This is a genomic window from Streptococcus intestinihominis (genome assembly GCF_046824975.1).
Lineage (GTDB): Bacteria > Bacillota > Bacilli > Lactobacillales > Streptococcaceae > Streptococcus.
Genome location: NZ_JBKQBL010000002.1, coordinates 153237 through 165455, shown reverse-complemented (window position 1 = coordinate 165455; position 12219 = coordinate 153237). Strand labels below are relative to the sequence as shown.

The window sequence follows — 12219 nt, the reverse complement described above, 5'->3', positions numbered from 1 at the left end:
GCGTTGTCGATGGAATGGCTGGTGCCAAATTCATGAAAGACTTGAAAGCCTTGATTGAAGACCCGATTTCAATGTTGGTCTAATCAACGAGAGAATAGAAACAAGAAAAAGAGGGAAATAAAATGGCCTTAGAAGTAATTATGCCAAAAGCCGGCGTAGATATGACCGAAGGACAAATCGTTCAGTGGAATAAAAAAGTCGGCGAATTTGTAAAAGAAGGAGAAGTTCTCCTTGAAATCATGACAGACAAAGTCAGCATGGAGTTGGAAGCGGAAGAAGACGGTTACTTGATCGCTATCCTAAAAGGGGATGGAGAAACTGTTCCTGTAACAGAAGTAATTGGTTATCTTGGTGAAGAAGGGGAAAATATCCCAACCGCTGGAGGAGTTGCACCAGAAGCAAGTCCAGCACCAGCTGCAGCAAGTGCTTCAAACGATGACAATAAGAGCGATGACGCTTATGATATCGTAGTGATTGGTGGTGGTCCTGCTGGTTACGTATCTGCTATTAAAGCAGCTCAATTAGGTGGTAAGGTTGCTCTTGTTGAGAAATCTGAACTTGGTGGAACGTGCTTGAACCGCGGATGTATCCCAACTAAGACTTACCTTCACAACGCTGAAATTATCGAAAATATCGGACATGCGGCCAACCGTGGTATTATCATTGAAAATCCAAGTTTCTCAGTAGATATGGATAAACTTTTAGCAACTAAATCTAAAGTTGTTAATACTCTTGTTGGTGGTGTTGCGGGTCTTCTTCGCAGCTACGGAGTAGATGTTCATAAAGGTATCGGTACTATCACTAAGGATAAGAATGTCTTGGTCAATGGTTCTGAATTGCTTGAAACGAAGAAGATCATCCTTGCTGGTGGTTCAAAAGTAAGTAAAATTAATGTCCCTGGTATGGAATCTTCACTTGTGATGACGAGTGACGACATCCTTGAAATGAATGAAGTCCCAGAAAGCCTTGTGATCATCGGTGGTGGGGTTGTCGGTATCGAACTTGGACAAGCCTTCATGACCTTTGGTTCAAAAGTAACAGTTATCGAAATGATGGACCGTATCGTTCCAGCTATGGATGCTGAAGTATCTAAGAACCTTCGTTTAATCCTTGAACGTAAAGGTATGACAATCTTGACGAATACGAAATTGCAAGAAATCATTGAAGAAGATGGCAAACTCCGTATCAAGGTTGAAGGAAAAGATGATATCATCGCAAACAAAGCTCTTCTTTCAATCGGTCGTGTTCCAGATCTTGAAGGAATCGGTGAAGTTGAGTTTGAATTGGATCGTGGACGGATCAAAGTTAACGAGTACATGGAAACGTCTGTTCCAGGTATTTATGCGCCAGGTGATATCAACGGTACTAAGATGTTGGCTCACGCTGCCTTCCGTATGGGTGAAGTAGCGGCCGAAAATGCTCTTAAAGGAAATCATGCTGTTGCAAAATTGAACTTGACTCCTGCAGCCATCTACACACTTCCAGAAGTTGCGGCTGTTGGTTTGACCGAAGAACAAGCTCGTGAGAAATACGATGTTCAAATCGGTAAATTTAACTTTGCGGCGAACGGACGTGCGATTGCATCAGATGCAGCTCAAGGTTTTGTTAAGGTTATTGCAGACAAGAAATACGGTGAAGTTCTTGGGGTTCATATCATTGGTCCAGCAGCTGCTGAATTGATCAACGAAGCTTCAACCATCATTGAAATGGAAATCACCGTGGAAGAAATGCTCAAGACTATTCATGGTCACCCAACCTTCTCAGAAGTAATGTACGAAGCCTTTGCGGATGTACTCGGCTTGGCAGTTCACTCACCTAAGAAGAAATAATACTATTCTTTCAACTAAATTTTCTTAAAGTAGTACGGACGGTAGCGACCTCTCTTAGAGTTCCATGCCTAAAAATTGAGCCACTTGTCTCAATTTTTCCGAGAAATGGCTTAATAAATAATTTTCCTTCTCGAAGAAATTTTTGGAAGGATTTGTCAGACGCAGTGGTTGATTGGTATCTTTGTTCGCTGGACAAGCTTCAAAGATACCTAATCAACTGTGCGGGGGTGGGAATACGAACTTTTTTACTAGCGAAGTTCTGTCCCACTCCCTTCTTTTTACTACTTCAGAAAATTCAAGTGAAATTCAACTATTTCTGTCTAATGCTTATCTTACTATGAGTAGGATTTATAAAACGAATTTTTGGAATTACTATGAAATACATTATTAATTATTCAAATGATACTGCTTTTAATATTGCTTTGGAAGAATATGCCTTTAAACACCTCTTGGATGAGGATCAAATCTTCCTTCTCTGGATTAACAAACCTTCCATCATTGTTGGTCGTCACCAAAATACCATCGAAGAAATTAACCGTGACTACGTTCGGGAGCATGGGATTGAAGTGGTTCGCCGGATCAGTGGTGGTGGGGCTGTTTATCACGATTTGAACAACCTTAACTACACTATCATTTCAAAAGAAGATGAAAACAAGGCCTTTGACTTCAAGAGCTTTTCAACTCCCGTGATCAACACCTTGGCTCAGCTTGGAGTGAAGGCTGAATTCACGGGTCGTAACGACTTAGAGATTGATGGCAAGAAATTCTGTGGAAATGCCCAAGCTTACATCAATGGTCGGATCATGCACCATGGTTGCCTTCTTTTTGACGTTGATTTGTCAGTCCTTGCCAATGCTCTCAAGGTATCTAAAGACAAGTTTGAGTCCAAAGGGGTTAAATCAGTCCGTGCTCGTGTGACCAATATCATCGATGAGTTGCCAGAAAAAATCACGGTGGAAGAGTTCCGTGACTTGCTTTTGGACTACATGAAGAAAGAATACCCTGAGATGACAGAATATGTCTTCTCAGATGAAGAATTGGCTGAAATCAATCGTATCAAGGAAACCAAGTTCGGTACCTGGGATTGGAACTATGGAAAGTCTCCTGAATACAATGTCCGTCGTGGCACCAAATTCCCAAGCGGTAAGGTGGAAATCTTCGCTAATGTCATTGAATCAAAAATTCAAGATATCAAGATTTACGGTGACTTCTTTGGTATTGAAGATGTTGCAGCAGTAGAAGATGTTCTTCGTGGCGTTAAATACGAACGTGAAGACGTCCTCAATGCCCTTCAAACCATTAATCTAGGCCGTTATTTTGCAGGTATCACTGCAGAGGAAATTGCTGAAGCAGTGGTGGAATAAAGTCATAAGAGATTCGCAGAAGCGGATCTCTTTTTTGAAACTAGTTTCACATAGAAATTATTGTTTTACGAAGGATTTTGTAGTATAGTAAAGGTGGAAAAATGTATTCGTTTACAATAATATTATTAAAATTTTTAATACTCAGTAATCACCAAACAATGAAATTGATTGACTAGTTAGGTAATACTTTCCTTTGATGCTTTAGAAAGTGTGATGATATGAAACGTGTCTTTATTGTTTTATCAAACCTTTTCATCTCTAGCTTTTTGATTTGGATTGCCTTTATTTCTCCAAATACGGTTATCCACAGCAGTCTTCCGGTAGTAGGTGTGCTGAGACGAGAAAAGAGCGTCACATATGAAGACTTATCTTCTAGTTTAGACCGTTTGGCAAGGGAAAATCATAGTATAATTGCCCGTCAGATACAAAGAACAGATTCTAAAGGGCAGGTTGTTTTCACCTATGATATCTACGGAGAGGGAAAACTTCCTCTTGGTATTAAAAGAGAGAAGAAAGAACTGGCTGCCAATGAAAGCCTGGTAGTGAATTATTATGTATTATCAGGTGAATTAGAAACTGAAAAGCTGGATCAAACGCTTCATACTCTTGGTTTCTCACAAACTTTTATAGAGAAACCAAATCCTCTGCAGACCTTTATTGCCTTTTTTGGCTCAGGTTCACAATCACTTGCCTTGGTTATTTTTATCATTAGTTTTAGCGCTTTGACGATTATCCAGAAAACACTTGAAATGAGAAGCGCTGGGATTCGATATATCTCAGGAATGAGACGCTTGCAGCTTTTTGGACATTCCTTAAAAGATGATAGTATAGAGTTGCTTTTGGGATGTATTGTCGCAAGTATAATGGGTGCGGTTTTGATTTATTCTTTCCAATTAACACCTTTTACCTATTCCGTCATCATTTCAAGTAGTATCATTTACAATGGGATGTTACTTATTTTATCTGCTATCTTATCCTTCATTTTTGCATATAGTATTCAAACAATGCATTTAGTCACCCTTCTAAAAGGGAGAGTTCCATTAAAGCGCATTTTGGTTTTCCTCTTTATTTGTCAATTTCTTGCAATCACTGTCATTGGTCTCTCAATTCATCGTGTCAGCATCTATGGCTCTATCTGGCAGACTTATCAAGAGGGAAGTGAGGCTTGGTCTAAACAGTCGAACTGGGTTCAAATTGGTGTCACTCGGGAGGATTTTTCACAGAAAACAAACAAAGAGACGCAAATTGAGAACAGAGCAAAATGGTCTAAGCTCATCGAGTCTGGTATTGAAAATGGTGGTCTTTTAGCTTATCATAATCTCGTATCTTTTAGTTCAAAAGGAGTTATGACGGATCTTAGTACAGGTAAAGAGTTTTCAATCACAGATTACGATCCACTTGCACGAACTCTCTATGTAACTCCAAATTACCTCGAAATCCAAGGTGTTCCAGTATCTCCTGAAGAGAAAAATCACTTAAATCACTTACAAGCAGGAGAATTTGGTCTCTTGCTTCCAGAAAAATTAAAAGGTCGAGAAGAGGAGATGATCAAACGATATAAAGATTATCTATCTCCTCGAGATGATCAAGGAAATATCACCTTATCAATGAAGGCGCAGGTAACGTATATTCCGAATCATCAAAAACGCTTTATCTACAACAACACACCAATCAGCTATAAACAATTCTTTACAGATCCTGTTTTAGTGGTTATACAACCTGAAAGTTTTGGAGGCTATGAGAATCCATATTTCACCCATCTAAATCCCTACCTTTATTTTAATGGACTTGAGAATAGTAAGAAGCTTGTTGCTGAGTATGATCTTGAAAAAAGTGTTAGTCAGTACGACTATGCAGTGGACGTTTACCAGCAAATGGCCCAAAAAATACAAATAGAAAATCTCATGGCGATTGCAGGAGGAGTCTTTGGTATAGCAACCTCTGTTCTTCTTTTTAACACTATGAATTTCCTATATTTTGAAGAGTTTAGAAAACAAATCTTCTTGAAGAAGATTGCAGGTCTGGGATTTGTAAACATTCACCAAATGATTTTGCTCTCAGAAAGTAGCCTCTTGCTATTAGGAAGCCTCTTGGTATTCCTTCTCACTCAAGAATGGTGGATTGCTCTTGTCACTCTCTTTCTATTTATTACTAATGCTTGGTTCATTCTCCTGTACCGGTCTCATAAAGAAGACCACTTGTTAGCCACTGTACTGAAAGGAGCCTAATATGATTAGCGTAGAACATTTAACCAAATCATTTGGCCAACGAACGGTCTTTCAAGATTTGAGTTTGCAATTTACAGAAGGTAAGGTCTATGCTCTGATCGGAAATAGTGGGTGTGGTAAAACAACCTTGCTCAATATCTTGGCGAAGATAGAGCCTTATGAAAAAGGGAGTATAAGCTATCAAGGGCAAGAACTGAAACAAATCAAACAGCATCACTTCTTTAAGCATGAATTAGGCTATCTCTTTCAAAACTTTGGCCTGCTTGAAAACGAGACGATCGCTACAAATTTAGATTTGGGATTGATTGGGCAAAAATTAACGAAAAAAGAGAAGAAGCACCAAGAAGAAGAAGTGCTAAAAAAAGTAGGATTGGCTTACCTTGCTCTGGATCAAAAGATTTATGAATTATCTGGGGGAGAGGCACAACGTGTTGCATTGGCTAAAGTTATTTTAAAGGATCCACCTTTGATTTTAGCGGATGAACTAACTGCAGCACTTGATCCAGAAACCTCTCGAGAGGTGATGGACTTGCTGTTAACGTTAAAGAATCAAAAGCGTATAATCATTATTGCAACCCATAATCCAGTGATTTGGGAACAAGCTGACGAAGTGGTAAAACTCAACTAGTCTATGGCTGAAGAATGGTAGGATCTTCTGTATTATCTTTTATAGTTAGCTATTCATGAGGTAAGAGCTGTTGAAGAAAAAAGATTATGTCAAACAAAAATGTTTAGAATTTTTCATCTTTGCTATTGAATAAAGGGATTCTATGGATTCAGTTCAAAAAGAAGGATCGTGAGATTCCAAAAGGTGAAATCTATCGAAATGAAAACTCTGTAATACGCTATCAAGAATGGTTTAAAGGAGAAAAAACATGAAATAGTTTATCTATTCATTGTATTTCTGACTTTTCTTTGTTTATCTGGCTATACAGAGACACAAAAAGAAAGCCAAATAATTTCTTCCATCTCTCGTAAAGTAACTTTCTCTTCATCAACAACAGTCATTGTAAAAACAAAGGTGTGTAAGGTATACCGTACCAATGACAGTAGAAGTGATGAGTGATCAAAAATAAAGAAGGGGAGACGAAATGGCACTATTACAAATTTTTGGTCTAAATAAATCGTATAACAAAAAGAAAGTAATTGAAGATTTGTCATTTGAGTTGCAGAGTGGCGAAATAATGGGACTCATTGGACAAAATGGTTCTGGGAAAACTACAATATTCAAGACGATTTTAGGTTTAGTAAAAAAAGAATCTGGTGAAATTAAAATCAATGGGAAACTAATTGATGGGAAGTCAAAGGGCTATTTAAATACTATCGGTACGATTATTGAATATCCTACATTTTATGAATCTTTAACAGCTAGACAGAATTTAATGCTTATTTCTAGTCTTTATGATGAAGTAAACTTATCAAAAGAAGATCTTTTAAACTATCTGCATTTAGTAGGTTTAGACAATAGTGTGGATTGTAAAGTATCTAGTTTTTCATTAGGTATGAAACAACGTTTGGGACTTGCTCAAGCTTTAATTCATCAGCCAACTATCTTACTATTAGATGAACCATTCAATGGACTAGATCCCATAGGAATGAAAGAATTTAGAGACTTGCTCATTGAATTGTCTAAAAAAGGAGTTGGGATTGTAATTTCGAGTCATTCATTGGAAGAATTAAGTAAGTTAGTAGATACAGTTACAATTATCAATCAAGGGAAAGTAATATTCCAAGGGAAAAAGACAGAATTTTTATCACTTGGATCTATAAAGAACGTTTGGTTGTTGAAAACTGATGGCTTAGAACTTACAAAGTCTATCTTAAATAACTTAAACATTGTTTTTTCTGAGAGAATGGAGCAACTTGAGTTATCTTTAGATATAGAATCAATGAAAGAGGTAAAGGAGCAACTACTCACAGAGTTATTACGTCAGGATATCTCCATCATAAATTTTTCTGAGAAACAAAATAATTTTGAAGATATTTTTATCAAAATGCAGAGAGATATGGAGGCTTGATATGCTTAAATTAATAAAGATTGAGTTGTTCAAATTATTTGCTGGGAAAAAGATTTTCTATGTTTTTGGAGGGTTTGTTTGTGTCATTTCTCTATTGATACTGTATCTAAGAATGGTTGCACCAGAATCTTCATTTGGAAATGTTTTTAAAACCTCCAGCGATACATTTTCGATATTTGCTTTGATAGTAGGAGTTATAGTAGCATTAGTACCGTTTTATCAAGAAATTCAGCAAAAAACAATTAAATCATTGTTAGTCACACCGGTTAAACGAGTAGAAATTTTGTTTTCAAAATTGTTATCATCTATTTTTACCTCATTCTTAATTTTAGTTGTTTTAAGTTTAACATCTTTTATAGCGACAACATTACTATTTGGATTTTTTAAAGTTGGAGCTTACTCTTCATCTGCAGATAATATGCTTACTTTTACGGCCGGAATAATTCAAATTATTACAACGTTTTTTACAACTATTTTTTATAGTACGACAATTATTTGTTTATTTTTGATAACAAATTCTTTATCTAGTACCCTAGTTGGAGTTGTTTTGTTAAGAGGTTTAGGAGAACTGATTTCAAGAAGTTTATTAGACAAAAATAACTTATTATTATCTTTTAGCCCATTAGGAGTATTGAATATTTTAAACCCTGTTTCAAGGAATATTTCGATAATTAGCTACACCATTCAACTACTTTTAACTGTTATTTATTCAATTGTAATTTTTTACATTGCTATTAAACTGTTTGAAAACAAAGAATTCTAAAGATTGCTTCAAAATCAAATTCATGAATAATTGGAAAAATGATTTTCCAATTGGAGTAAGAAATCATACAAATAAATGAAGTTAAAGAAACTAAATAATTAAAGAGCGTAAGATTCCATAAAAAATCCTACGCTCTTTTTCTAACACTAAAATATTACATAATTTACGTTATGTAATTTTATAAACTATCCAAGGCATTTTTCTGCTCATCATTAACGATATGCGTATATAAGTCGGTAACTTGTGTGCTGGCATGTCCCAGCTGGTGGCTGACCAAAACCTGTGATTTGGTTGCATCATAGAGACGCGTTGCTAATGTATGGCGAAGCTTGTGGGGTGTCACGCGGACTTTGAAGTCTTCTGAATACTTGGCGACCATCTTTTCCACGCTAGAAGCATCGATCCGGTTTGGAACACCTCTGTACAAGGTCAGAAAGAGGGCTGTATCAGTCTTTTCTGTCTTGTAACGTTTGTCTCGAATAGCGAGATATTGTTCTAGATAAGGCTTAGCAAAGGCAGCAACATTAACAGAGTCTCGTTTTCCACCTTTTCGAGTGACGTCAATGACCATCATCTTAAGATTGAGGTCACGAAGGTCTAGGTTAACGGCTTCAGAGAGACGGACACCAGAGGCAAGAAGGAGTGCGATAATGGCTAAATCTCGCTCTTTATTCTTATTAAAAGAGGATAAGGCACGATTTGAGAGTGTTTGAGGGTATTCCTGGTCGATATAGTTAAGAAAACCCTCTGTTTCATCGCCTAAAAAGAGCTTTTGCTTGATATTTTCAGCTCGGGCCGCCAAGGTTTCTTTCTTTTTCTTGGTAGCAACCTTCTTCATGACATTACGGTAGAAATACGGTTCCCCTTGCTCGTTTTCAACTTCCTCGGTCAAATACTTATAGAGACTAGATAGTGCAGAGAGGGTACGGTTAATGGTCGTTTGGGAAACCCCGTTTTTCGTTGTATTGGCATTGAGCAGAGGGCGTTCACGTAAGTAAAGAATAAAGGATTCCATGTCTTTCTTGGTCATGTGCTCCAGAACGTCTAAAGGGATCTCGGCCATGGTATCAGCATCCGATATACCAGATTCCAAAACCCAGGTGAAAAATCGATCGTATTCCTTTAAGTATTCGTACAAGGTCGTAAAACTGTATGGAACGGCCAGTTTCGATTGATAATATTCCAATACATACCAGGGCATGACTTGTTTGAGTTTATCAATCCGTTCTAATAAGATCTCGCGTTTCATGTTTTTCTCCAAATCTTTCTATACTAGTAGTATAGCATAGCCAGATATATTTTTCAAGAAAATTATAGTTTTTCGGAAAGATGTTATAGGGTTTATATAGGACTGTTTTGTATCTCTTTCTATACTAGATCCCTTTTAAACACAATAAAATCAGCAAATCTCATGGATTTACTGATTGTTTTTCTTTTCTAACTTATTTTTCTACATATCGAAATGGAATCTTGCTACCACAGAGCCAATTATAGACTCGATCATTGACTTGAACATTCATGGCCTCGTGAGCATATTCTGGCATGATTAAATGCTCTTTTGGACATTCTAATCGATTATAAATGGCAAACTGCGTTTCAGGATAACAAACATCATCATCTAGTCCTGTAATCATGTGAACTTGTCCTTTAATGCGATGAGCAAAATTTTTCACATCAATATAGGCTAAGGTCTCCATGATTTGGTCTTCCGTTTCATGAAATGGATCATGGAACTTGAAATAACGGAAAAGCTCGTCATAAGCCTCGCTGGTGTTCCCAATCTCCAATACCCGTCTGAAATCCGATAAGAATGGATAAATGGCTACCGTTCGTTGGATACGAGGATTCAATCCAGCAGCCACAAGAGCCAGTGCACCACCTTGAGAGGCTCCATAGCTAGCAATTTTGCTGTCGTCTACTTGAGGAAGGCTGGCTACAATTTCAATTAACTGGTAAAGATCTAAGTAGACATCCTTATAAAAGAGCTGGTCCGGACCTTCCACAGCTCCACGGATAATCTGTCCTTTTACCGTATTTCCAAGCGGTGAGCGATCTCCGTCGGTTGAAAAGCCTGACTGACCTCTTACATCCATAGTCACAACACCATAGCCGGCTACTGTATAAGGCAGCATGTCAGCCCAATCCCAACAACGGCCCATATAGCCATGAAAATGGAAAATAACGGGAACCTTTTGATCTGTTTTTGGGAGAACAACCCGCGCATAAACAAGCCCATCTCGTGTTCCTTTAAAGGTTAATTCATAACAAATCACATTTGGAATGCTGAAATCTTTTTTTTCAAGCTTGTATTCAGGCAGTTCAGTAATCTTTGCTAGGGCTTGATCCCAAAGAGCATCAAAATCTGCGGGAACATCATCCCGTCCCTTGTAATCTTTCATTGTTTCTAATAATTTGGGATCTTTCATAAAATTCTCCTTAAGTATGTGTAATCGCTACCAAAAATGTACCATATTAATTTAATGATTGCAAGAGACAAATAAAAAATTACATAACCGAAATTATGTAATTTACTTATAGATTCAAAAATAGACTTAATTGTTTCACTAGATCTGGATTAGTAGGTAAAGCTGAATGATGAGCTTTACGACCGTTTAAATTCACTTCTGTATAGGCTTGTTTCTCAAAAATAGATTGTGCTGCTTGAGCACTAGAGAGGGGAACGATCCCATCTGATTTCCCAGCAAAGCTACCAACAAAGTTAAGGACCTCTACTTCTTTTCCTAGGCGATGCTTCCATGTTTGAAAATCATCATACATCTCTTGGTTGAATTGGTAAGGACTACCAATAATAACCAGCTTGCTTACGGTCAGCTTTTTCTTTTCTAAAAAGCCACTTTCCAATAAACCAGTCAAAACCAGTCCCCCATTGGAGTGCCCGACTGCCTTGAACTCTGTAAAATAATAGTGATCAAGAAGATAGGTTAAAGCTATCTTAAGGGATTCGATTTGCTGCTTGATATTGCTGTAGCCATCTCGATTGTTCTCAAAGCCAATCACAATCATCGGATTCGGCTCTTTCGTATTCAGTCTTCCTTCCATCTCTATAGAATCATTTTTATTGACTTTTATTTTTAAGAGACTTTGTTTTTTTCTGGAAAAGCGATGAAGCATGCGGATGGTTCCATTGAAACGCTGGATACTAGCCGAACTCCCAGGTACAAAGATGATTGGTCTGATGGGAGGTTTCTTCGACCCTTTAGGAAATTCAAAGGGCTTTCTGTAGGAAGAAAAGAGTCTTACAAAGTAACGAATGAGTTGTTGAAATATTTTTTTTAACATCTTTCCTCTAGTAGTTGTTTCTAAAAGAACCCAGAACAGTGTGTTCCAGGCCCTTGCTAGAAATGATTATTTCCGTTTTTTCTTATTCTTGCGCATTTGTTTGGCCATCTTGTTCATCGCCCGTTTCATCATGAATTCGCCGGCTTTTCCTTTAAGACCACCACCGAACATTTGGCTCATGTCTGGCATCCCAGCGCCTCCGCCAAGAGCTGATAAGTCAGGTATCCCGCCTTGACCCATCATCCCTTCGAGGGCAGACATATCAGGCATGCCACCTGGCATATTCTTCGGCATATTATTTGGATTAAGCCCCATTTGTTTCATCATCTTGTTCATATCACCAGAGAGGACACCTTGCATCATCTGCTTGGCTTGGTTAAAGTCCTTGATGAATTTATTCACTTCGACAAAGCTGTTTCCTGAACCAGCAGCAATCCGACGACGACGGCTAGGGTTTAACAAATCTGGATTTTCCCGTTCAGCTGGGGTCATAGAAGATACAATCGCGCGTTTCCGAGCGATTTCTCGTTCATCTACCTTAAGGTTCTTCATGGCTGGATTGTTGGCCATACCTGGAAGCATCTTGAGTAGATCTTCCATTGGTCCCATGTTTTGAACTTGGTCTAACTGATCGATGAAATCGTTGAAGTCAAAGGTGTTTTCTCGCATCTTCTCAGCGAGTTCAAGGGAACGTTTCTCATCGTATTCTTGAGAAGC

9 protein-coding genes and 1 pseudogene are annotated in these 12219 nt (G+C 37.9%); 6 read left to right on the top strand and 4 right to left on the bottom strand.

Annotated elements, in window-relative coordinates; genetic code table 11:
- The first annotated feature begins 122 nt into the window (after positions 1 to 122).
- From lpdA to ACLOR3_RS04085, 6 genes are all read left to right on the top strand, one after another.
- Positions 123 to 1829, top strand: a complete 1707-nt coding sequence (gene lpdA / locus ACLOR3_RS04110) for a dihydrolipoyl dehydrogenase (RefSeq protein WP_411400315.1) — start codon at positions 123 to 125, stop codon at positions 1827 to 1829.
- Positions 1830 to 2203: 374 nt separating this feature from the next.
- Positions 2204 to 3193: a lipoate--protein ligase gene (gene lplA / locus ACLOR3_RS04105; protein WP_118095165.1), complete on the top strand. Its 990-nt coding sequence runs from the start codon at positions 2204 to 2206 to the stop codon at positions 3191 to 3193.
- A 218-nt stretch (positions 3194 to 3411) separates the two neighbouring features.
- Positions 3412 to 5421 (top strand): DUF1430 domain-containing protein, encoded by a 2010-nt coding sequence (locus tag ACLOR3_RS04100; protein WP_411400316.1) that lies wholly within the window; start codon positions 3412 to 3414, stop codon positions 5419 to 5421.
- Between the two features lies 1 nt (position 5422).
- The gene (locus ACLOR3_RS04095) at positions 5423 to 6049 is read left to right on the top strand and encodes a putative bacteriocin export ABC transporter (protein ID WP_411400317.1); all 627 of its coding nucleotides are present in this window, start codon (positions 5423 to 5425) and stop codon (positions 6047 to 6049) included.
- A 463-nt stretch (positions 6050 to 6512) separates the two neighbouring features.
- On the top strand, positions 6513 to 7439 hold the full coding sequence (locus tag ACLOR3_RS04090) for an ABC transporter ATP-binding protein (RefSeq protein WP_411400318.1): 927 nt from the start codon (positions 6513 to 6515) through the stop codon (positions 7437 to 7439).
- Position 7440: 1 nt separating this feature from the next.
- A complete protein-coding gene (locus tag ACLOR3_RS04085) occupies positions 7441 to 8202 on the top strand; it encodes an ABC transporter permease (RefSeq protein WP_411400319.1) in 762 nt (253 codons plus the stop codon).
- Positions 8203 to 8380: 178 nt separating this feature from the next.
- On the opposite strand, the gene xerS is transcribed toward ACLOR3_RS04085, so the two are convergent.
- From xerS to ACLOR3_RS04065, 4 genes and pseudogenes are all read right to left on the bottom strand, one after another.
- Positions 8381 to 9451 carry a tyrosine recombinase XerS gene (gene xerS, locus ACLOR3_RS04080; protein WP_003001539.1) on the bottom strand — a complete coding sequence of 357 codons (1071 nt, stop codon included), beginning with the start codon at positions 9449 to 9451 and terminating at the stop codon, positions 8381 to 8383.
- Positions 9452 to 9644: 193 nt separating this feature from the next.
- Entirely contained in the window at positions 9645 to 10628 is a 984-nt protein-coding gene (locus ACLOR3_RS04075; protein ID WP_411400320.1) for an acetylxylan esterase, read from the bottom strand.
- Between the two features lie 106 nt (positions 10629 to 10734).
- Positions 10735 to 11502 (bottom strand): alpha/beta hydrolase, encoded by a 768-nt coding sequence (locus tag ACLOR3_RS04070; protein WP_233331510.1) that lies wholly within the window; start codon positions 11500 to 11502, stop codon positions 10735 to 10737.
- Positions 11503 to 11568: 66 nt separating this feature from the next.
- Positions 11569 to 12219: pseudogene (locus tag ACLOR3_RS04065) on the bottom strand (signal recognition particle protein); the annotation flags it as partial.

Bases quoted from the DNA above. Each gene is read 5' to 3' on its own strand.
- lpdA (WP_411400315.1), top strand. From the start codon at position 123: ATGGCCTTAGAAGTAATTATGCCAAAAGCCGGCGTAGATATGACCGAA.
- lplA (WP_118095165.1), top strand. From the start codon at position 2,204: ATGAAATACATTATTAATTATTCAAATGATACTGCTTTTAATATTGCT.
- ACLOR3_RS04100 (WP_411400316.1), top strand. From the start codon at position 3,412: ATGAAACGTGTCTTTATTGTTTTATCAAACCTTTTCATCTCTAGCTTT.
- ACLOR3_RS04095 (WP_411400317.1), top strand. From the start codon at position 5,423: ATGATTAGCGTAGAACATTTAACCAAATCATTTGGCCAACGAACGGTC.
- ACLOR3_RS04090 (WP_411400318.1), top strand. From the start codon at position 6,513: ATGGCACTATTACAAATTTTTGGTCTAAATAAATCGTATAACAAAAAG.
- ACLOR3_RS04085 (WP_411400319.1), top strand. From the start codon at position 7,441: ATGCTTAAATTAATAAAGATTGAGTTGTTCAAATTATTTGCTGGGAAA.
- xerS (WP_003001539.1), bottom strand. From the start codon at position 9,451: ATGAAACGCGAGATCTTATTAGAACGGATTGATAAACTCAAACAAGTC.
- ACLOR3_RS04075 (WP_411400320.1), bottom strand. From the start codon at position 10,628: ATGAAAGATCCCAAATTATTAGAAACAATGAAAGATTACAAGGGACGG.
- ACLOR3_RS04070 (WP_233331510.1), bottom strand. From the start codon at position 11,502: ATGTTAAAAAAAATATTTCAACAACTCATTCGTTACTTTGTAAGACTC.